This is a genomic window from Cohnella soli (genome assembly GCF_042655525.1).
In the GTDB taxonomy this organism is placed as follows: domain Bacteria; phylum Bacillota; class Bacilli; order Paenibacillales; family Paenibacillaceae; genus Cohnella; species Cohnella soli.
Genome location: NZ_JBHSMI010000009.1, coordinates 193,107 through 214,180 on the forward strand (window position 1 = coordinate 193,107; position 21,074 = coordinate 214,180).

16 protein-coding genes are annotated in these 21,074 nt (G+C 53.8%); 2 read left to right on the forward strand and 14 right to left on the reverse strand.

From position 1 onward, the window contains the following. Nucleotides 1-66: 66 nt before the first annotated feature. From ACFPOF_RS05515 to ACFPOF_RS05565, 11 genes are all read right to left on the reverse strand, one after another. Nucleotides 67-438, reverse strand: a complete 372-nt coding sequence (locus ACFPOF_RS05515; RefSeq protein WP_378130391.1) for a DUF423 domain-containing protein — start codon at nt 436-438, stop codon at nt 67-69. A gap of 162 nt (nt 439-600) precedes the next feature. Further along, entirely contained in the window at nt 601-1,788 is a 1,188-nt protein-coding gene (locus ACFPOF_RS05520) for an MFS transporter (RefSeq protein ID WP_378130393.1), read from the reverse strand. Nucleotides 1,789-1,823: 35 nt separating this feature from the next. After that, a complete protein-coding gene (locus tag ACFPOF_RS05525) occupies nt 1,824-2,669 on the reverse strand; it encodes a carbohydrate ABC transporter permease (protein WP_378130395.1) in 846 nt (281 codons plus the stop codon). A gap of 12 nt (nt 2,670-2,681) precedes the next feature. Beyond that, nucleotides 2,682-3,584: a carbohydrate ABC transporter permease gene (locus tag ACFPOF_RS05530; RefSeq protein ID WP_378130397.1), complete on the reverse strand. Its 903-nt coding sequence runs from the start codon at nt 3,582-3,584 to the stop codon at nt 2,682-2,684. An 88-nt stretch (nt 3,585-3,672) separates the two neighbouring features. Further along, a complete protein-coding gene (locus ACFPOF_RS05535) occupies nt 3,673-5,055 on the reverse strand; it encodes an ABC transporter substrate-binding protein (protein ID WP_378130399.1) in 1,383 nt (460 codons plus the stop codon). 318 nt (nt 5,056-5,373) lie between these two features. Beyond that, complete coding sequence (locus ACFPOF_RS05540) at nt 5,374-6,654, reverse strand: extracellular solute-binding protein (RefSeq protein WP_378130401.1); 1,281 nt, start codon at nt 6,652-6,654, stop codon at nt 5,374-5,376. Between the two features lie 21 nt (nt 6,655-6,675). Further along, nucleotides 6,676-7,671, reverse strand: a complete 996-nt coding sequence (locus tag ACFPOF_RS05545; protein WP_378130403.1) for a substrate-binding domain-containing protein — start codon at nt 7,669-7,671, stop codon at nt 6,676-6,678. Nucleotides 7,672-7,683: 12 nt separating this feature from the next. Beyond that, nucleotides 7,684-9,471 carry a cache domain-containing sensor histidine kinase gene (locus tag ACFPOF_RS05550; RefSeq protein WP_378130404.1) on the reverse strand — a complete coding sequence of 596 codons (1,788 nt, stop codon included), beginning with the start codon at nt 9,469-9,471 and terminating at the stop codon, nt 7,684-7,686. A gap of 1 nt (nt 9,472) precedes the next feature. Continuing rightward, entirely contained in the window at nt 9,473-11,098 is a 1,626-nt protein-coding gene (locus ACFPOF_RS05555) for a response regulator (RefSeq protein WP_378130406.1), read from the reverse strand. Between the two features lie 734 nt (nt 11,099-11,832). After that, nucleotides 11,833-14,925 (reverse strand): AAA family ATPase, encoded by a 3,093-nt coding sequence (locus tag ACFPOF_RS05560; protein ID WP_378130408.1) that lies wholly within the window; start codon nt 14,923-14,925, stop codon nt 11,833-11,835. Then, nucleotides 14,922-16,094, reverse strand: coding sequence for an exonuclease SbcCD subunit D (locus tag ACFPOF_RS05565; RefSeq protein ID WP_378130410.1), 1,173 nt, complete (start codon nt 16,092-16,094; stop codon nt 14,922-14,924). Before ACFPOF_RS05565 ends, ACFPOF_RS05560 begins: the two co-directional genes overlap by 4 nt. 362 nt (nt 16,095-16,456) lie before the next feature. Between ACFPOF_RS05565 and yhbH the strand changes: the two genes are divergently transcribed. Together yhbH and ACFPOF_RS05575 are read left to right on the forward strand one after the other, a co-directional pair. After that, entirely contained in the window at nt 16,457-17,602 is a 1,146-nt protein-coding gene (gene yhbH / locus ACFPOF_RS05570; protein ID WP_378130412.1) for a sporulation protein YhbH, read from the forward strand. Further along, nucleotides 17,603-17,746, forward strand: a complete 144-nt coding sequence (locus ACFPOF_RS05575; RefSeq protein WP_378130414.1) for a hypothetical protein — start codon at nt 17,603-17,605, stop codon at nt 17,744-17,746. Between the two features lie 41 nt (nt 17,747-17,787). Here the strand turns inward: ACFPOF_RS05575 and ACFPOF_RS05580 are convergent, their stop codons facing one another. Genes ACFPOF_RS05580 through iolB form a run of 3 tightly spaced genes read right to left on the reverse strand, consistent with a single transcriptional unit; the run spans nt 17,788 to nt 21,072 of the window. Continuing rightward, nucleotides 17,788-19,236, reverse strand: coding sequence for a CoA-acylating methylmalonate-semialdehyde dehydrogenase (locus tag ACFPOF_RS05580; protein ID WP_378130416.1), 1,449 nt, complete (start codon nt 19,234-19,236; stop codon nt 17,788-17,790). A 13-nt stretch (nt 19,237-19,249) separates the two neighbouring features. Further along, nucleotides 19,250-20,242 (reverse strand): 5-dehydro-2-deoxygluconokinase, encoded by a 993-nt coding sequence (iolC, locus tag ACFPOF_RS05585; protein WP_378130418.1) that lies wholly within the window; start codon nt 20,240-20,242, stop codon nt 19,250-19,252. Next, complete coding sequence (gene iolB / locus ACFPOF_RS05590; RefSeq protein WP_378130420.1) at nt 20,239-21,072, reverse strand: 5-deoxy-glucuronate isomerase; 834 nt, start codon at nt 21,070-21,072, stop codon at nt 20,239-20,241. Before iolB ends, iolC begins: the two co-directional genes overlap by 4 nt. Nucleotides 21,073-21,074 lie beyond the last annotated feature (2 nt).

Here is a 21,074-nt window from a genome sequence, read left to right on the forward strand (position 1 = left end):
GTCATTTGCCAATAAAGTCGAAAGCTCGGGGCATCTACGCAACCAACGATGAATTGGCAGTGCCCCTTACTTGCGGCTTACAGCTGCAACGGCAACGCATATCCAACCGGCGATAAAAGCAATGCCTCCAAGCGGTGTGATCGCTCCGAGCACTTTCACCCCGCTCGTTGCCAGAGCGTACAGGCTGCCGGAGAACAGGACGATGCCGACCGTCAGAAGTTTTCCCGCCCATTCGCCAAGCCTGCGGTTCGGCAGTTTGTCCATCAGAAGGCCAATGACCAGCAATCCGATCGCGTGGAACATGTGATACTGGACGCCTGTTTCGTAGACATCCAAGTCCTCCGCACTGATCTGATCCTTCAGCATATGCGCGCCGAACGCCCCTATTGCCACCGCGAGCATCGCGAAGATCGCACCGATTCTTACATATTTATTCATATTATCTGCTCCTCCTTACAAACTTCCGATCATGCTGTTACTATCATACCGTTAACCGAGGACAAAATCATGAACAAGCCGTGCAAAATCATGAACAATTTAAGAAATGAAATTCGTAAGTTGGCGGAACAATCGAAGGTTCGATCGAGGAAGTCGGAGGAATTACAAGCGTCGTTTTCCGGCAGCGCGCATCGCGCGCTGCTGGAACAACGGAATGAGCATTACGCAGACAATCGTAACGCTAACCACGAAAGCAAACCCCGCTCCCCCCATATTCTTCAGCGGCAACGTTAAACCCAGCAGCACGCAACGCGTTACGACTAGCGTACATTCCCTCCAAACGAGGAACGAAGCACGGCCATTCGGCTCGGCATGCTGAATAAATCGAAACTGCTGCGCGTTCCACACCGTAGAGAAAAAGAACATACCGAACGATGTGAGCACGTTGGACAAAATAAGCGCAGCCGGCTCGCGGAATAGCACGATAACGAATCCGACCGCCATCAGCGACATTCCGAACCAGAGCCATTTCGTTTCGTCGACTGACTTCACTTTCCGGTACAACAGCAATCCAAGCAGCGAGCAGCACGTATAGAGCATGTTCAGCAGCGCGATCAGCAATTTGTCCTGCGTCACTGTAAAAGTGAACAGCAGCGTGAACAAATTCTGGAACTGCAAGAAAATGCCCGATACGAGAATTGACAATAGGATCCACTTGGAGCCAGGATAACCGAATGCAGCCCGGAAACGGAACTTGCCTCTCTCAGGGTCTCGCGGCTCTCCAGTTGCGCCGGCTAGCGTAATCCTCGGCATAAATGCGGAAAACCCGAGCATCAGCGCCACGAAAGACAACATAAGCCCGAACGATCCGGCATAACCGAAGCCGTTGATCACTTGAGCGGCAGCGAACGGAACAGCCATCGCCAGCACCTGCGAGATGATCATCATGACGGAGAAGTACGCGGAGAATTCCGCCCCCCTTCCTCTTAGCGTCAGACTGACATTTTGCGAAGCGCTAGAGAAACCGAACATCCCCCCAACCGGCAGCCCCAACAACGCAATCCACAGCATCCGGTTATCGAGCTCGAAAGCCATTAAATACGCAAAAGCAGCGGCCCCGCAGATCGCGGAAACCGCCAATGGCAATCGGATGGAAAATCGGGAAAGCAGCTTGGTTGCCGTCAGGAACGAAATGCCCCAGAACACGAACATCGACATGTTGTACAGCGACACTTCGGTGATCGAATGCTCGTGCTCCCAGATGTAAAGATTGATGAAAATCCCGTTGTAGATCGCCACGATCGAAGAGATCGTGTTCATGATCAGCAACTTTCGCATGTCTTTGGACAAAACAAGCAACTCCTGCCTAGTAGCTTTTCCTTGAATTATTTTACCGCCCCGGCTGTAATGCCGCTTGCGATTTGACGCTGGAAGAAAATATAGATAAGCAGTACGGGAACGATCGTAATAAGCAGCGCCGCGAACAGCGGTCCCCATTCCGTACGGTATTGCATCTCCGCCTGCATAACGCCGATCTCTACGGGCAGTGTGTACATTTTCGGATCGTTGACAAGAATCGTGCCGACGATGTATTCATTCCAGATGTTCAAAATGTTGATGATTGCAATCGTAATCAGTCCCGGCTGCGCCAGAGGAAGCATCACTTTGAAAAACGTTCCGTAATACGATGCACCGTCTACGATCGCCGCCTCTTCGAGCTCCTTCGGCAGCGATTTGAAGAAACCGACGAGAACAAAGATGCCGAACGCGAGCACGCTGGAAGCATAGACGATGATCAAGCCGAACCGCGTATTGATGAGGTGCATCGAATTCATCAGGAAGAAAAGCGGAATGAGCGCGAGCACGAACGGGATCATCATCGAAGCAATGTACAGCAAGTACAGCGCATTGCTCCCGCGGAACTTGTACCTGGCGAGTACATAAGACGTTGTTGCCGATAGTACAAGGCCTAGCGCGGTGGAGCCTACGGTAACGACGAGGGAGTTGACGAAATAATCGCTAAAATTATATCGGCTCCACACGTAAGAGAAGTTAGACCAGAGGAACGGTGCTTTCGGGAGCGCCCAAGGTTTGTTGAAAAAGAACTGCTGGTTATCCTTTAACGCGTCCAGCAGTGTCCACAGTAGTGGATACAGCACAGAAATGCTCCAGATGACGAGAAAAGCATAGAAAACGACTTTGGCTACCGGATTTTTTAATTGCGCATTCATGTTGTCGCCCCCTTAGCTCATCTCGACGTTATCGTGACGCATTAACCGTTGCAGCACGATCGTCGTAATGAACGACAAAATCAGGATAATGAAGCCGATGGACGCTCCATAACCGAAATGATATTGACGGAAAGCCATCTGATACAAGTAAGAGCCCATAACTTGCGTGCTATTGTCGGGTCCGCCCTCCGTCATAATCCAGACGATAACGAACGAACCGTTGAGCGTCGTCATCATGATGTTCAAGACCGATACTTTAATCTGCTCCCAGATGAGCGGAACGGTAATGCCGGTGAATTGACGCCACTGGTTGGCGCCTTCCAGTTCTGCCGCTTCGTAATAGGAGGCGGGAATGCCTTGGATGGCCGCGATCAGCAAAATCATGTAAAAGCCGATACCTGCCCAGATCGCCGGAGGCAGCAGCATCCAGATCGTATGGCTCGTGAAGCCAAGCCACGTAATCGTCACTTGCGTCTTCGAGAACAAGGAGAGGAACGCGTTCAGGAACCCGATTTGCGGGTTGTATATGAAGTTCCACAATACGCCGATAACGACGACGGAAATTACGTTCGGAATGAAGAAAATCGAGCGAAAAAATGCGGCCATCTTAAGGCCGAATCGCGTTAGCGCAACCGCGAAGAACGTCGCGATCATCATAATGCCGATCACTTTGCCCGCGACGAGGAAATAATCGTTCCCGACCGCTCTCCAGACGATCGGATCGTGAAACATGTCCTTGAAATTATCAAAACCGATAAACGTCATATTGTTCGACGCGCCGGACCAATCGTAGAACGAGTAATACAATCCTTTTATGACCGGGTAAATCGTGAACACGCAGAAAAATAATAATGTAGGGACGATAAACGATGCGATAAATAGGTTGCGTTGCCATTTTGCCGTTCCCGAGTTCATACTGCCCTACCATCCCTCCGGATCAAATTCGCGAAAGATGATCGAGGCGTCTGCCTCGATCACCTTCCTCGCGACTCTCATTCGAACTTTATTTGCTTACTTTTTTCACGACTTCGACGACGCGTTCCACCCATTGTTCAGGAGTGATTTTGCTGATCGTCAGCGCATCCGTTGCGTCTTGCATCGCTTTGTCGACGTCCGCGTTGTACGTGATCGTCGGGATAACGACGGTGTTCGGATCGGTCAAGTATTTCGCCGCATCCTTAACGAAATTCGGTGCGTTGGAGCTCGAGATGTCGCCTTTGATGTTGGAAGGCGCGCCGCTCAGCTCAGCCCATTGGGAAGCTTGCGCTTTGGAGAAGATGTACTGCAGGAACGCTTTAGCCGCTTCCTTGTTTTTACCGTTTTTCGCGATTGCGACCGTTGCGGTCGACGTGTTCGCTACGACTTTACCGCCAGCATCTTGCGTAACCGACGGGATGAAGCCGAAATCGAAGCCTTGCGGTACGTCTTTCGACATTTCGTTCGGAAGCCAGAGGCCGTTCGGGATGAACGCGTCTTTGTTTTGCAGGAACAGCATTTGCGAATCGGTGTGGTTAATTTGGATCGACGCTTTGTCGATGAACCCTTTGTCGCGCAGCTCGACGATTTTGTTCAAAGCGGTCAGAACGGCAGGGCTTTGGAACGCTTCGACTTTGTTCGCCGCCATGTCTTGCAAAATTTTGTAGTCGTTGTTGTTCGCGGATACGATTGCCGGATAAAGGATCGAACCGTTGATGTAGTAAGGATATTTGCCGGTGTGGATAAACGGCGTTACGCCCGCTTCTTTGATTTTCGCGCTTGACTCGAGGAACGAAGGGAAGTCGGTCGGTTCCGTCCAGCCTTTTTCCTTAAACAGCGCTTTGTTCCAGAACACGCCCCACGAGTTCAGTACGAGCGGGATGTTGTAAATTTTGCCGTCATACTGTTGCGGCGGTTGCGCCAAAATATCGGAAATCAGATCGCCGTCGATGTTTTTGGCCGTTTTCATCCATTCCGTCAAATCTTCCAACTGGCCGTCTTCGACCATTTGACGGTCGTTCAAGCCTGCGCCGTCGATATACACGAAATCCGGCGGATTGCCTCCGATCCAGCGGGGTTTCATTTGATCGTTGATTTTCGGGCCGCCCGATTCGATGACATTCAAGTCCGGGTTAGCTGCTTTGAAGTCTGCAATGACTTTTTTCCACCATTTGTCGCCGTAGCCGCCAACGAAATACTGAATTTCGAAGTCACCCGACAATTTGACCGCGTTGTCCGTAGAAGCGGGAGCCGAAGGGCTGGCGGAATCGGTTGCCGCAGGAGTCGAAGCCGACGGGGAAGCCGATGGAGATTCCGATGCGCTGTTGTTTTTGGAACCGCATCCTGCCAACGTAGCTGCCGCAACGAGCGAAGCAGCGCCGAGCATTGCTAGCTTTTTCTTTTGGATCATAAAAGCAAACCCTCCCACGAATGATGAATCTGAAGCGTTTCGTTCGTTCTTGCGATCGAACTCTAGCGCTTGATTCCATCATAGAGCGGGAGGGCCAATGTCTCTATCGAATATCTTCCACGAATTCTTTGTTTTCTTCTCAAAGGATGTTTAAAAGCTCGATTTTGATCACGAAGCTCATTCAATGGAGCGGATTCGACGTCGAATCTTGAATGCTGCACGGGACTTCCGGTGCTCACGTAGGTTTGCCTACGCTCCGCTCCTCATTCCCGTGCTTCATCCAACCTTCTCGGTGCTGAAAACCGAGCTTTTAAACTTTTATTTCAAGTAAGCAGCGCTCTTCGACACGGCGAAACGCTGAAGTTCGTCTAGCGCCGCCTGCGGCGTCAAATGCTCGTACAGCACGGCGTCCCCGAGCTTGCGGGCATAGTCGAGCACCGCTTGCCAAGAAGGCTCTTGTAACGGATAAAACTTCGCGCCGCCGAGCGCCTCCAAGTTCGCTTTCATCGCCTCGTCTTGCCCTGACAGCACATCACCGACCGTGCTCGTTACCGGCAAGAACCCCTCCCTCAGAACCATCTGGCGATACGAATCGTCATCGTAGAGGAAGTCTAGAAACTTGGACAACGCCGCCTTATCGGTATGGTCCGTCTTGAAAGAGACAAGAACGTCGTGTACGCCGAATGTAATTGGCGGCGTGCCGTCTTTGACCGGAATCGGCCCAACGCCCCATTTCAAGTCGGGGAACTCTTTCGGCACGACGGAAGCGAAGTAGTTACCGGAGATCATCATGCCTAGTTCGCCATCGCCCAGAATGCGCTGCTTCTCGTCCCTTGTCGTAACGGTCGGCTCAGGGTCCATCAACCCTTGGTCGAACAGTTCTTTAAGCATTTTCAAGCCTTCGACGTTCTCGGGCGAGTTGATCGCCCACTTCCCGTTTTTCGTCCATCCGCCGCCCGATCCGAAAAAGACGTAAGACAAAGTCGCTTGAGTTTCATTATCGGTCAAGTCGACGCCAAAACCGCTCGCAAGACCGGTATCTTTCACTTTACGCGCGTCTGCGGCCAGTTCGGACCACGTGCGCGGCGGCGATGTAATTCCCGCTTTGGCGAACAGTTCCTGGTTATAGTAAAGCTGTCGAATGGTCGCGACATAAGGGATCGCGTACTGCGTACCCTCGATTCGATCCATCCCCATCAAATGCGGATACAGCTTGTTCGCCAGCTCAGGGGACAAAATATCGTTAAAATCGTTCAGCAGTCCATCTTCCGCGAAGTGTGCGTACACATTCGTATTCAACAGATCGGGCGGCTGATTTTTACTGATCATTGTCGTGTAGATGCCGTCGAGAATGTCCCAGTTGGCCACTTGCAGCTCGACGTCGATCAGCGGGTTTTGGATTTCGAATTCCTTGACAAGTTTCTCTAGCAACGGCTTCGTCTCCGTGCTGTACTCGGACGCGACAAAGCGAATAAGCGCTCTCTTCTCTTTCGGCGTCTCGTCGACCGCCGGGGCCGATCGCGCGCAAGCAGCGAGCACGACCGGGACAAGCAGCCCGATCGCGACGCGGCGAAGCGTCTTGAAGACGGACATTGGCATACGATTCGCCTCCTTCCTGAATTAACGGTTACTGCCGATGAAAGGGAACAAAAGCTTCTGATTCTCGGCCGTGTACATATTGTTCATCGTAATGACGTTCGATTCGATGTAGGTTGCCTGCGGCACTTTTTTTCCGTCGATCAGATTGAGCGCCGTCTTCACGCCTAGATAACCCATATTAAACGGTTTCTGAACGATCGCCGCGTCAAGCGTGCCGGATTCAAGCAAGCCGACTTCGGAAGCGGAACTATCAAAACCGATCAGGCGAACGACGCCTTCAAGCCGTCTTTCCTGAAGAAGTTTGGCGATGCCGAGCGTTGTCGGTTCGTCCATTGCGACGAAAGTATTGAGCGGCCGACCCTCTTCGAGTAATTGCTTCGCCATGCTGTATGCGCGTTCTTCCGATTGCTGTGCGTAATACACGCCATACCAACTGTCCTTATACGACTCCAACGCCTTCTTCAAACCCTTTAGCCGCTCGGAGGAGGCGGCTGACTCCGGCTCATCGCTCATGACCGCGACAATCGGATGACCCTTTGTCTGCGCTACAGCCGATTCGCCGGCGAGTTTGCCCGCTTCGACATAGTCGTTCGTTACAACGACAGGAGACGGATCCAGACGGAACAATGAATCGATGACAACCAGACGAATGCCTGCGGAACGCGCCTTCGCCAGAAGATTGTCGAGGCGCTCGTCATTGTACGGCGAGATGACGATCGCGTCGGGCTTACGTGCGATCGTCTCCTCGAGAATTCTCATCTGGCTTTCCGCGTCGTTCTCCGTCAGAGGACCTAGCGCGTCGAGTTCCGCCCCCATTTCTTTCGCAGCCGCAGCGGCTCCGTTGTTGACCGCTTGCCAGAAATCAAGCTGCACGTTGGACGATTTCATAATGAGCGCAACCGTTTTCTCCCCATGCGAACCGAAAATGCCAAAAAACGTTCTGTAATACACGCCCAAATAAACGGCAATGGACAGGAGCGCTACGATGAGCCCGATCGTAAATGGATGTTTGCGCATCGGTTTCCTCTCCTATTCAAGCTTCGGAATCGTAATCGTCACGCAAGTGCCGACTTCGATCTCGCTGCGGATTTGAATGCCGTATTCATGTCCGAAAAACAGCTTGATCCGCTCATTCACGTTGCGGATTCCGATGCCTTTGTCCCCTTCGCTCACACTCGCAAGCCGAAGTTGGCTCAACTGCTCCGGCGTCATGCCAAGCCCGTTGTCCTCCACTTCAAATACGATCTGATCACCTGACAATTTGCCGCGAATCGTGATCATGCCGTCGTCGCTGCCGTACATTTTGCGTATGCCGTGATAAATCGCGTTCTCGACGAGCGGCTGCAGCAAAATTTTTAACGTTTTGTAGCCCCATATCGATTCGTCGATGTCGATTGTGTAATCGAGGTCTTCGTTGTAACGCATTTTCTGAATGAGCAAATAGTTCGTGATATGCTCGACTTCCACCCGGATCGGCACAAGCTCCTGGTCTTTCGTAATGCTCGCTCGAAACAGCTTGGCCAATGCGGACGTCATCAGGACCACTTCCTCGTGCTGTTTCTGCTCAGCCATCCAGACGATCGAATCGAGCGTATTGTACAGGAAGTGCGGATTGATTTGCGACTGAAGGAGCAGCAGCTCGCTCTTGCGTTTGCTCTCCTGGTTCAGAATCGTCTCCTCCATAAGGAGTTTCGTACGGGTGACCATCACGTTAAACGACCGGCCAAGCTGTCCGATCTCGTTCATCTGCTCGATTTTCGTCTGAATGTCAAAGTTGCCTTTCTCGACTTGCTTCATGTCCGATTGCAGCACCTTGATCGGCTTCGTGAGCCGGTGCGACAGCCAGATCGAGATCAGCAGCGATATCGTCAAGCCGAGCAGCGAGTACAGCAATATCGAGTTGCGCAAATCTTTCTGGCTCGCGATCAAATCGTTCGTGTAGGCGACGCCGGCGATTTTCCAACCGAAGTTCGTGTCTTGGACGGAATAAATTCGCTTGCCTTCCCCGTCGTTAACTACGAACGAACTGCCGCTAGCCGCTTGGATAACGTCGTTGACCCGCTCCGTCCTCAGTTTGCTGTCGATCAATTGCTGTTGCGGGTGATAGACGATATTGCCGTCGTTGTCGACGATAAACAGATAACCCTTTTTCCCCAAATTTATCTTGCTGCAAATGTCGTTGATAATGCTGAGGTTCAGATCGACGAGGAAAACGCCTTCGGCCGTAATGCCGTCCGTGCTTTTCAGCTCGCGGCTTAAAGAAACGACCCAGCGATAGTCGTTCTCGATCACGTTCTGCACGTGTGGCGCGGATATTACCGCCTTGCCGCCTGCCGCTTGAGCCGACTTGTACCACGACTGCTGCTCCAAACTCGCGAACCGATTCAAGTTGGTAATACGCCGATCTGAGACGTAACGTCCGTTGTAACCGAACACCATAATCGATGAGATGTCCTGCCTCGTGTACAAGATCGCCTGAAACAGGTCGGATATTCTTTTCTCATAGGTCCGTCTGTCCTCCGAGCTAATGAAACCGTTATCCGAAATATAGTACTTGACGTCTTTGTTCGTCATCGCCAGCAGCGAGATGTTCTCCATGTTGTCGACGTAGGACTGCAAATTCATATTGACTTGTTTGATGATTTCTTCAATATAACCTTTGGAATTACTTTCCACCGCATCGACAGAAACCCGGTAGCTGACGAGGCTTGTCAAGACAATGGCGGCGAGGATCAATAGCGAGAACGCGAGCGAGATGCTGGACTGGATGCTCTTCAGCGGAAAAAAAGGAAGGCGCAGGTTGAATTCTTTCTGCATGTTACACTTCGCGCTCCTTCGCCGATGACTCTCGGTACTCCTTCGGCGTCATCCCCGTGTTTTTCTTGAATAAAATGCTGAAGTAGTTCGGGTCTTTGTAACCGACTTTCTCCGCGATTTCGTAAAACTTCAGCGATGTGCCGCAGAGCAATTCCTTCGCTTTACCGACACGGACGCTAGTCAAATATTCGATGAACGTCTCCCCCGTGTGTTGTTTAAAGACGAGACTGAAATAGCTCGTGCTCATCAGGACATGGCGGCATAAATCCTGGAGCGACATTTTATCGTTCATATAATTCGTCTCGATATATTCCACCGCTTTGCGAATTTGGGAAATCGTCAAATGGTTGCGGCTGTCGGAAATTGCGGCGACAACGGAACGCACCGCTTCTTTTAACCACGCCTCGACCTCGTCCAACGTTTTGAACCGGTACACGTCCATCAGCTTCATCTGCCAATCGATTGGCGATTGTTTATAATCGGCCGTAAGCTCCTGAATCGTATTCATGAGCGTCAGGGCTACCTTCTGCACTTCAACCAAACAAGGCTCGAGCGACGCCAGAGACGCCTTCATCTCCGCCACTCCGTCTTCTATGAGCCGATACGCCTCCTGAAGCGATCCCGTCTTCACCGCCGAAGCGAGTTTGCGGTCCCAATCCATAGGCGCGGCAATGGACGTTGATGGCTTGTCTTCGAAGTCGAGAATGCTGAGCACCCGGTTTTTGCCGAGCAGGAATCGGTAATCGAGCACGGACAATGCGCTCTTGTATGCGTCCGGCAACTTCTCCGGAGAGGCGCACGAGCGGCCGATTCCGATCGTCACCGTAAATTTCAAGTATTTTTCGATATGGTGGCGAACTTCCTCGGCCATCGAAAATACCCGTTCGTAAAGCAAGCTTTCATTCGGTTCTCCCGAAACAATCGCGACCATCCTCTCTTCGCGTGTACGAAAGATGAGGACGTTGTCCCTTTCCAACGTTTCTTTGAAAATATCGAAAGCGGCGAACCGCAAAAATTCGACGTCGTGCTCGTACGAAAGCAGCTCTCGATCGCCAAAATCGTCGATGTCCGCAACCATGACGAGTTGCAGCGGCACAGGTACGGGGATGGAGAACGCCGAGAAACGATCGGTAATTTCCGATTTGCCGAAGCCGACCGCCACAAGGCGCTCAAGGAATCTTTCCCTAAGCAATGGCAGGCTCTGATTCAATTGTTTCTTGAGCCGGCCGAGATCTTCGCGCCGCTCCGTTTCCTCGTCCATCTCCGCCTTGACGCGGTCGAGCAACGTGCGCATTTCCTTCGCCGTAATCGGTTTCAAAATAAAGTCCGACACTTTCAGCCGAATCGCCTGCTGGGCGTATTCGAACTCGTCGAAGCCGGTCAGAATGATCATTTTAATATAGGGATACTGGGCCGCGATTAAACCGGCAAGCTCCAGCCCGTCCATGAACGGCATGCTAATATCCGAAATGACAAGCTCCGGTTTTTGAAGCTCTATTGCTTCCCAGGCTTCCCGACCGTTCGCATAATCGCCGATGAGTTCAAAGCCGTGTTCGCGCCAATCGATCGTATTTTTGAGCCCTAAGCGGACGACCGCTTCGTCGTCGACGATGATGACTTTGTACATGGATGCTCCCCCAGCTAATAGTGAGAATGTAGTTTGCGTGCCGAATCTTCTACTAGTCATTATGACTCATCTTTTGAATCCTTACAAAGAGAAATTCTGCAACGCCCGGGGCTGTGATCGGATTACGAACATCAGCGGCGAAGTCGTATCTCTTCCCTTTTGCCCATATCCCCTTCGCTCAGTTAACAACTGAAGAGATCGAGTGCGAGGATATCGGCCATCCTGTCGTCGCATTCCGCAACTCAAGCGCGACAAAACCACCTTAACCTCGCTCACGCCGAACGATTCGTCTTTTACGGCTTGTTCATGATGTGGTGTTTTCTCGCAAGGTCATGGCAGCGCCGGAGCGATTAGCGGTGCGTGGCGCCATTATTTCGGCAAGGTGAGCGAATTTGAGCGATTAGAGGTGCGCGGCGACGTTATTTCGGCGAGGTGAGCGAATTTGTGCGATTAGCGGTGCGTGGCGCCATTATTTCGGCGAGGTGAGCGAATTTGTGCGATTAGCGGTGCGTGGCGCCATTATTACGGCGAGGTGAGCGAATTTGTGCGATTAGAGGTGCACGGCGACGTTATTTCGGCGAGGTGAGCGAATTTGTGCGATTAGCGGTGCGTGGCGACGGGGCAGCAGAGTTAGCAGGTGAAGGTGCGTTAGCAGGATGGCTGGTTAGTATCAGATCGTAGAAAAAAAAGCCGTCGCCCACATCCATAGCGGGACGCAGAGAGACGGCTTTCTTTTATTTCAGCACAAACGCCGTACGGCTGTACCCTTCCTTCGTCTTGCTCACTTCTAGGACGGCGGGGAATGCCGCTTTCAGTTCCTGCACGTGCGAGATGACGCCGATCATCCGGCCCGACCGCTGCAAGTCGGCAAGCGTAGCGATCGCTTTATTCAGCGAATCTTCGTCGAGCGAGCCGAAGCCTTCGTCGATGAACATCATCTCGATGGAGACGCCGCCTTGATAGGACTGTATGACGTCCGTCATTCCAAGCGCGAGGCAGAGCGATGCGTTAAACTTCTCGCCGCCGGACATCGTCTTCACGTCCCGATTCTGCCCGGTGTACGCGTCATAGACGTCCAATCCTAGCCCGCTCTGCTTGCCTCGTGTCTCCAGCCGATCGCTGCGTTGCAGCAGAAACTGGCCGTTCGACAGATCGTTCAGGCGCACGTTGGCCGCACTCAATATTTGTTCCAAGTACTCGATCAGAATATAGCGTTCGAACGAAATTTTGAGCGCGTTGTCCCCCTTGAGCATCTGGTAGACGTCGGCGACTTGCTGCTGCTCGCGCTCCAGTTCGCGGAATTGCCCAACCGTCCGTGCGATCGCGGACGATAAGCGTTCCGCCTCTTCCTTATGTCGACGAGCGGTGATTTGCTCCGCCGAAGCGGTCTCAAGCGCCGCTTTCGTCTCGGCAATCGCCGTGTGAGCCGACTCCAGATCCGGCTGTGCCCGGTTCGCCAACTCGCGCTCCAATTCCTCGACTTGCTGTCTCAGCGCCGCGGCATTCGCCCGATGCGCCTCGATCTGCCTCCGCAGCTCCTCTCTGCGCTCGACGCTCATCTTTACCGCCGCGTAAGCATCCGCTGAGGCGAAGCCGGCGGACGCCAGCTCCTCAGCGAACTTCAGCTTCGCCTGATTCGCCCGCACCGCTTCTTCCTCAAGCTGCGCACTTAGCTGCGCGACATTCGTCCGCTCTTCAACGAGACGTGCTTGCGTTGCTTGCAACCGCCGCTGCACTTCCTGCCAAGCTTCGACGAGACGACGCTGCAGCCCTTCCTGCTCTCCGATACGCGCGGCAAGCTTGTCCGGCGTTCGCAGCACCTCCGGGATACGGTTTAGCTCGCTATCTAGCAGCGTCTTCTTCGCGATCAGTTCCGCAGCCAGTACCTGCCTACGTTCCATCAACCGGTCTTTAGCCGCTTGCGCCTGCTCGAGCGCCTGCTCCATCCGCTCGATCTTCTCGCGGAGCGGCTGCAATTGCTCCGACTGCCGCGTAAGCCGCTCCGTCTCCACCCGCAGCCGCTTGCCTTCCGCCTCGGCTGCGGCAAGCTGCGCCGCGAACGGCTCCGCCGTCACGCCGTACTCCGCCCGCTCATCCGCGCGTCCGTCTTTGCCGGCCGACGCGGCGGCCGCCTGCGCCTTCGCTTCGCTCAGCGTCTGCTCGGCTTGGCGCAACCGCTCCTTCGCCGACTGCAAAGCCTCCTTCGTTGGCACATCGGCGACCGATGCCGCCTTCGCGGGATGCTCCGCGCTGCCGCATACCGGGCACGGCGCGCCGTCATGGAGGTGCGCCGCCAATAAGCCGGCTTGCCCTTCCAACCATCGCGACTCCAATTCGTCGTGCGCTGCCTTTAATGCAGCGGCCGCCTTCGCGCTTTCCGCCTCCGCCTTGGCGAAAGCTTCCGCTCGCCCATCAAGCTCGAGCAGCTCCTTTACGAGCCGATATTTGATCTTCACGCGTTCGAACTTGCGCTCCGTCTCGGGACGAAGCCGCTCATCCGCCTCCAGCGCCTTCAACTTCTCGCTGTCTCCGCGTTTATCCTCGCGCAACTTCGCCAGTTCGCGCTCGCTAGCTTCGAGATTGGCCCCTATCTGCCGCTCTTCGGCCGCCAGCCTCTCCGCTTCACTGCGGCGTTCCTCCAACGTACGAACAGTCGGCTCCAGATCCGCCAACTCCCGCAGCCGCTGCGCCGCTTGCTGCCGCTCGGGCTCGCGCGCTTCTTCTACGGCGTAAGCTGCTTGCTCCGCTACAAACGCACGCTCGGCCGCTGCCGCCTCCTCGCGCTTCGCTGCTAGTCGGGCGGTTTTCGCCGCGTGGTCCCGTTCCGCTTGCGACGCTTGCTCCTCGTAAGGCTCGATTCTAGCCGCCTGTCCAGCGAGCTGGACGGCTTGTTCCAATGCGCGTACTTCGGGTTCGCGCGCTTCCGACTCCAAGCGCTGCCCCCGTTTCTCCCCAAGCTGCGTGAATCGGCCGGCAAGTGCAAGCGCTTCGCGCAGCGCGGCTTCCTGGATATTTAACCGCCCGGCTATCTCATCTCTCGCATGAGCCGCCGCAGCTTCACGTTCACCGTAAAACGAGATTTCCTCGGCGAGCCCTTCTTCCACCTGCGCCATCGCAACATATTCCTGCTCGAGCACCGCCCTAAGCTTGCTATCCTCGCGATTCGGTAACGTTTCCCGCGCCTGAGCCGTATAAGCGTCCTGCGTCGCTTTCGCTTGCTTTAACGCCTCCATCAGCTCCCGATTCCGCTGCTGGAACCGCTCTTCGAGCTTCTCGTACAAACCTGTCCGGAAAATGCGCCGCAAAATATCTTCTTTATTTTCCGTATCGGACGTGAGCAGCTTGCGGAATTCCCCTTGAGGCAGCATAACGATCTGGCTGAACTGTTCGCGGGTCAAGCCTAATACCGACTCTAGCTTCGCGTTCACATCCGAGATCATAAAGCGGTCGACGAACGGAACGTCTTCGCCCGACGTCGTCTCGTACAGTTCGGCTTTGCCGGGAGTTTCGCTCTTATTCCCTTTCTTACGATGACCCAGTTGCCTGAACACGCGGAACGACCGCTTCCCGACCGAGAACGTATAATCGACTGCTGTATGTACGTCGTCATCCACGAAGTGGCTCCGTAACATTCTCGCTTCGGCGCGATCTTCGCCGCTGGCGCTTCCGTATAACGCGAAACAGATCGCGTCGAATATCGTTGTCTTCCCCGCGCCCGTATTGCCGGAGATGACGAACAGCTGGCGATCCTCCAACAAGCTGAAATCGATCGTTTCCGTGTCGCGATAAGGACCGAAGGCGGTCATCTGTAGTCGAATCGGTTTCATACGGCGCCTCCTTCCTCGCGAAGCAATTTCGCGAACTCATCGGCGAACAGCGCACGTTTGTCCTCTGCAAGCGGAATGCCCTTCACTTCTTCGTAAAAAGCAGAAAATAGTGCGACTGGATCGGCATCCCTGCGCGAAGGCGATCCCCGCTCTTCCTCAGCATTTTCCACGCTCCCCTTTATCGCGCTGGCCATCCGACGCTCGACATGCAAAGCGTTCGGGTATATCGCCCGCACCTTCTCCATCGGGAACAACACCGGGTTATCGTTCAGCAGCGTTACGAACACATAGTCATCGCTCGGCGCATGCCGTTCGATTTCCTCGATCGGCGCGGCGACGCGGCGCATGTCTCGCAGCGGCCGGAAATCTCTTTTCTCCACGGTAACAGCGCCATCGCCGCCGAGTTCCACAATCAAATACCCTTTACGGTGCGACTCTTCGGATATCGAATATTTCAGCGGAGAGCCTGAATAACGAATCTTCTCGTCTCCGACATGGTGCGCCTGGTGAAGATGGCCAAGCGCAACGTAAGCAAATTTCCCAAAATGCGCCGCGTTCACATACTCCGCCCCTCCGATCGAAAGCGGCCGCTCAGACGTGCTCGTATTTTCTTCCGGTCGCGCGCCCGGCGTTACGAACGCATGGCCGACGAACACATGACGCGCCGCTGGATCCATCGTCTCTTCGATGCGTCCTACAATCGCCTTCATCGCGTCGTCATGGGACTTAATCATCTCGTCCCCGTACGCGAAACGAACTTGCGCCGGATCGGCGAACGGAACGAGATGGAAGCATACATCCCCATGCTCGTCCTTAAACACAACCGATTGGCACTCTGCCTTGAATTGCCCGACAAGGTGCAAACCTCTCGACTTCATGATCTCCGTGCCAAAAGACAATCTGTCCGGGCTGTCATGATTGCCGGAAATCGCGAGCACCGGCGTATTCAAGCCAATGACGATCCGCTCGAACAGCTCGTCCAGCAGCAAAGCCGCCTCCGTCGGCGGAATCGCCCGGTCATACAAATCTCCCGCGACTACAACCATATCCGGCTTTTCCGCTTCCACCGTTTGTACCAATTGCGTAAGCACATAACGTTGATCCTCTGTCATGCTGACGCCTTGCACAAGCTTGCCTAGATGCCAATCCGCAGTATGTATAAATTTCATGAGGCACCATCCCCCTATAACGACAATAAACTATCTATCTCATCTATATTAATCGATTGAAACCGAATTAGGGAACTAGGGCGTGTCTGCCAACTCACTCAGTGGCACCTTTCACCGCCTTTTCTCCCCCTGCTGCGTCACTTTTGCTTAACGTAGCCCCAGTACGCATTCACAAAAGTTCCTTGCATGGAACGAAAATTCGGCAAAATTTGCTGCCCTCGGAGTTAGCAGACACGCCCTAGCGGATTTTGGCAACGCGAAAATGTGCATGTCCGACCTTCCTTATTGCGCACATCGTTTGATCGCGGCTGAATATATTGTTTAATACATCCTTTCAAAAATAAAGCGATAGGGGGTTGCCCATGAATCAGCCGTCGTTTATTTTATCCCGGGAAGACTGGTCGCTGCATCGCAAAGGCTATCAGGACCAAGCCCGTCACCAGCAAAAAGTCCGCGACGCAATCAAGCAGAATTTGCCCGATCTTGTCTCGGAAGAGAATATCGTCATGTCCGATGGGCGCCAAATTATTAAAATTCCGATTCGCAGTCTCGACGAATATCATTTTATTTACAATACGAACAAGAAAAAACACGTCGGCCAAGGGGACGGCGACAGCCAGGTTGGAGATGTGCTCGGCGTCGATCCGAAGCCCGCCAACGGCAAAGGAGAAGGGGCAGGCTCGGAGCCGGGAGACGATGTCGTCGAAGCCGAAATTTCGATCGCAGAGCTGGAGACAATGCTATTCGAGGAGCTCGAACTGCCCTATCTGAAGAAGAAAGACAAGCAGCAGATCGAAGTAAAAGACGTGCGGTTCACCGACGTCCGGCGCAAAGGCATTATGAGCAACATCGATAAGAAACGGACGATTCTCGAGAACCTGCGGCGCAATTCGCGGGACGGGCGCGCCGAGATCGGCGGCATCAGCCCGGACGACTTGCGGTTCAAGACGTGGGAAGAAATCGTCAAACCGCAAAATAACGCCGTTATTCTGGCCATGATGGACACGTCGGGGAGTATGGGCAGCTTCGAGAAATATTGCGCGAGAAGTTTCTTCTTCTGGATGAGCCGCTTCTTAAGGCACCAGTACGAGAAGGTCGATATCGTGTTTATCGCGCACCATACGGAAGCGAAGGAAGTGACCGAGGAAGAGTTCTTTACCCGCGGGGAAAGCGGCGGCACGATCTGCTCGTCCGCCTATATTAAAGCGCTCGAAATCATCGACAGTCGTTATCCTCCTTCGCTTTACAACATTTACCCGTTCCACTTCTCCGACGGAGACAACTTGACGAGCGACAACGAGCGGTGCGTCCGGCTCATTAAGGAGCTGCTCGAGCGTTCGAACATTTTCGGCTACGGGGAAGTGAACCAGTACAACCGGTCGAGCACGCTTATGTCGGCCTACAAGCATCTGGAGCATCAGCAGTTCCTGTACTATGTCATTAAAGAAAAGGCCGAGATTTACTCTGCGCTGAAGACCTTCTTCAAAAAGCGCGAAGCGGCGGTATGAATGCGCAAAAAAGCGATCGCCTCCTTGCGGGACGGTCGCTTTCCGATTAAGGGAGGAGATAAGAATGACTTTGGCGAAAATCATGCGTTGCATGACGTTCGTGAACAAGTTCATCGGCTGGGGGAAGTAGCAGAAAATCTATGAGTAACGCCCGTCGCGCGCGAGGATGCGACGGGCGCTCATTTTTAATGTCTGGCAACGATCATTTTCTTGCGGGTGTAGAACTCTACTCCGTCTTTACCGTTCGCGTGTAGATCGCCGTAGAACGACTTCTTATAACCCGAGAACGGGAAGAAGGCCATCGGCGCCGGCACCCCTACGTTAACTCCGAGCATTCCGGCGTCCATATTCTCGCGGAATTCCCGGATCGCGCCGGCGCTATCCGTATAGATGCAGCCGCCGTTGGCGAATTCCGATCGGTTCGCAATCTCGATTGCCTCGCTCAGCGTGTCTGCTCGGATGACTTGCAGCACCGGGGCGAAAATCTCGTCGTTCCAGATCGCCATGCCCGGTTTGGCATGATCGAATATCGTCGGTCCCAAGAAGTAGCCTTCGCCTTGGGCCGCCTCATGGTTTCTGCCGTCCAGGACGAGCTTAGCTCCCTCTTCCTCGCCTTTCACGATATATTGGATCGTTCTGTTCTTATGAGAGTCCCTGATGACGGGTCCCAAGAACACCTTCTCATGAAGACCGTTGCCGATGCTCAGCCCTTTAGCCGTTTCAGTCAAACGTTTCACGAGAGTATCCGCGATATCGCCGACGGCAACGACGACGGAGCAAGCCATGCAGCGCTCGCCCGCGGAGCCGAATGCCGCATTCGTAATTTCCTTGACCGTCAGCTCCATGTTCGCGTCCGGCATGACGATCGAGTGGTTTTTGGCACCGCCCAGCGCTTGAACCCGTTTACCGAATGCCGCAGCCGTTTTGTACACGTATTCCGCGACCGGCTGGGAGCCGACGAAGGAAATCGCCTGAACGCCCGGATGCTCGAGCAGTCCGTTCACGACATCGTGCGCGCCGTGCACGATATTGAATACGCCGTCGGGCAGTCCCGCTTCCGCCAGCAATTCAGCCAGCCTGTTCGCCAAAAGGGGCGTTCTTTCGGAAGGTTTCAGAACGAACGTGTTTCCGCAAGCGATCGCGAGCGGGAACATCCAGCAGGGCACCATCATCGGAAAGTTAAACGGCGTGATACCGCCTACGACACCGATTGGGTACCGATACATGGCGGACTCCAAACCCGTCGCGATATCCGGCAGCACGCTTCCCATCATGAGGCTCGGCGCGCCGGCGGCGAACTCTACGCATTCGATGCCGCGAAGCACTTCCCCGTATGCCTCCCCGTAGCTTTTGCCGTTCTCGAGCGTAACCAGCTCGGCCAACTCTTTCCAGTTATCGACGAGCAATTGTTGATATTTAAACAGAATACGCGCGCGTTTCGGCACTGCGACGTTTTTCCATTCTTTGAACGCTTCCGAGGCTGCCTTGACCGCGAGATCCAAATCTTCTTTGGAAGACAGCGGAACTTTCGCGATGAGCTCTCCCGTAGCAGGGTTGGGGACGTCGTCCGTCTTGCCCGACGTTGAATGGATCCACTGTCCGCCGATATAATTTTTCACCAATTGTGCAGTCATTCCTGAATCCCCCTTATTTTTCGTTCCGATCGATGACCTCTTGAATCTGCTCTACGGTCGGCATCGCATCCGAACAGCTGTGGCTGGCTACGACGATGGATGCCGAAGCGCTTCCGAACTTCTGGCAACGATCGACGCTCCATCCTTGGAACAAGCCGTAGATGAACGCGCCCGCAAAAGAATCCCCCGCCCCGAACGTCTTGATCACTTTCGTCGGATAAGTGCCGGAACGGAACGTTTTGCCGTCGTTCGTGAAACAGATCGAGCCGTTCGAGCCGTGCTTAACCATCACCAGCTTCGCTCTATGACGAAGCCAAGTTTCCGCGGTATACCAGTCATCGTGCCGCAGTTCTCCGAACGGCGCTTCCATCAGATCGAATTCTTCCCTGCCGGCGATGATGACATCGCTTTTCTCCGCGACCATGCGGCAATAGATGCCCGTTTCCTCCGGCGAATTCCACGAATACGGACGATAATCCACATCGAAAAACACGAGAACGTTATGCTTAAGCGCATATTCCAAAGCGATGAATACCGCTTCCCGGGACGGACTTTTGGATAGCGCCGTTCCGGAAATCAAGATCGCTTTCGATTGCCGGATATACTCTTCCTTGACGTCCTTCGGCTCCAGCTTGAGATCGGCCGCATTGTCGCGATACATCAGAATGCTGCAATCTTCGGGCGATTTGATCTCGGTAAAAGCAAGGCCCGTCACGGCGCCGGTGCGGTCGACGACGACGTTCCCGGTGTCGATTCCTTCTTGCGCCAAATATTTCGATATATAATTGCCGAATTGATCATTGGAGACTTTGCCGATAAACCCCGTTTTCATCCCCAACCTGGCGGCGGCTACCGCGATATTCGCGGGGGATCCGCCTAAATATTTCGTGAAAGTCAGCGTTTCCTCCATGGGACGATTGATCTCGTTGGCATTCATATCGATGCACAGGCGCCCGATGGCTATGAGATCAAGAGGACGGTCTTGAGGCCATGTTATAGGGTTCATTCGGATTTCTCCTCTTTGACCGGCGGCATGAACAACCATTCGTGAGCCGGGTCGTTATGAAATTTCCACGTTCTGACCGGTCCGGCCATGACGTTCAAATAATAAAGATCGTACCCCGGAACCGCCGAGACGGGATGATAACCTTCGGGCACGAGCACGGCATCTCCGTTCATGACCGACATCGTTTCATCCAACGACCGGTCATCCGTATATACTCTTTGTACGGCAAAGCCATGATCCGGATTTAACCTGTGATAATAAATTTCTTCCAAATAAGACTCATGCGGCAAGTTCTCTTGATCGTGCTTATGCGGCGGAAAGCTGGACCAGTGTCCGTTCGGGGTAAACACTTCCACGACGAGCAGGCTTCCCGCATCTTCCTGTTCGGGCAATATGTTGTGCACGCGCCGCGTCATATTTCCGTATCCGCGAATCTCCACTTTAACGTCCTCAGGCCGAATCAATCTGGACGGATACGCGACGGACGGATTGCCCGCGGCGACGGAGACCGCGATTTCAATATCCGACAAGGCTTTGATTTCGATAAAATCGTTCATCGGTACGTACACCGAATACGGGGGCACCTCTTCGAAAATACTCATTCGCCGTCCGATATTCGCGTAATTCAGCTCGGTCGTTACCGCATCTGCCCGACCATGGAGCAGCGTAACGCACATCTCCATGCCGCCCGTGCTCCTCCGCATCGATTGTCCGGCCTTTAGCCGGTAAATATCCAAGCCGATGTATTTCCATCCCGCAGATTCCGGAGTAATGGATAACACTTTTCCTTCCGCGTCCGGCCGCTCGCTGGGCACGATTAATTTCGACATCT

Excerpts from the sequence above, each read along its gene's own strand:
- ACFPOF_RS05515 (WP_378130391.1), bottom strand. The coding sequence starts at position 438 with ATGAATAAATATGTAAGAATCGGTGCGATCTTCGCGATGCTCGCGGTG.
- ACFPOF_RS05525 (WP_378130395.1), bottom strand. The coding sequence starts at position 2,669 with ATGAATGCGCAATTAAAAAATCCGGTAGCCAAAGTCGTTTTCTATGCT.
- ACFPOF_RS05530 (WP_378130397.1), bottom strand. The coding sequence starts at position 3,584 with ATGAACTCGGGAACGGCAAAATGGCAACGCAACCTATTTATCGCATCG.
- ACFPOF_RS05535 (WP_378130399.1), bottom strand. The coding sequence starts at position 5,055 with ATGATCCAAAAGAAAAAGCTAGCAATGCTCGGCGCTGCTTCGCTCGTT.
- ACFPOF_RS05540 (WP_378130401.1), bottom strand. The coding sequence starts at position 6,654 with ATGCCAATGTCCGTCTTCAAGACGCTTCGCCGCGTCGCGATCGGGCTG.
- ACFPOF_RS05545 (WP_378130403.1), bottom strand. The coding sequence starts at position 7,671 with ATGCGCAAACATCCATTTACGATCGGGCTCATCGTAGCGCTCCTGTCC.
- ACFPOF_RS05550 (WP_378130404.1), bottom strand. The coding sequence starts at position 9,471 with ATGCAGAAAGAATTCAACCTGCGCCTTCCTTTTTTTCCGCTGAAGAGC.
- ACFPOF_RS05555 (WP_378130406.1), bottom strand. The coding sequence starts at position 11,098 with ATGTACAAAGTCATCATCGTCGACGACGAAGCGGTCGTCCGCTTAGGG.
- ACFPOF_RS05560 (WP_378130408.1), bottom strand. The coding sequence starts at position 14,925 with ATGAAACCGATTCGACTACAGATGACCGCCTTCGGTCCTTATCGCGAC.
- ACFPOF_RS05565 (WP_378130410.1), bottom strand. The coding sequence starts at position 16,094 with ATGAAATTTATACATACTGCGGATTGGCATCTAGGCAAGCTTGTGCAA.
- yhbH (WP_378130412.1), top strand. The coding sequence starts at position 16,457 with ATGAATCAGCCGTCGTTTATTTTATCCCGGGAAGACTGGTCGCTGCAT.
- ACFPOF_RS05575 (WP_378130414.1), top strand. The coding sequence starts at position 17,603 with ATGCGCAAAAAAGCGATCGCCTCCTTGCGGGACGGTCGCTTTCCGATT.
- ACFPOF_RS05580 (WP_378130416.1), bottom strand. The coding sequence starts at position 19,236 with ATGACTGCACAATTGGTGAAAAATTATATCGGCGGACAGTGGATCCAT.
- iolC (WP_378130418.1), bottom strand. The coding sequence starts at position 20,242 with ATGAACCCTATAACATGGCCTCAAGACCGTCCTCTTGATCTCATAGCC.
- iolB (WP_378130420.1), bottom strand. The coding sequence starts at position 21,072 with ATGTCGAAATTAATCGTGCCCAGCGAGCGGCCGGACGCGGAAGGAAAA.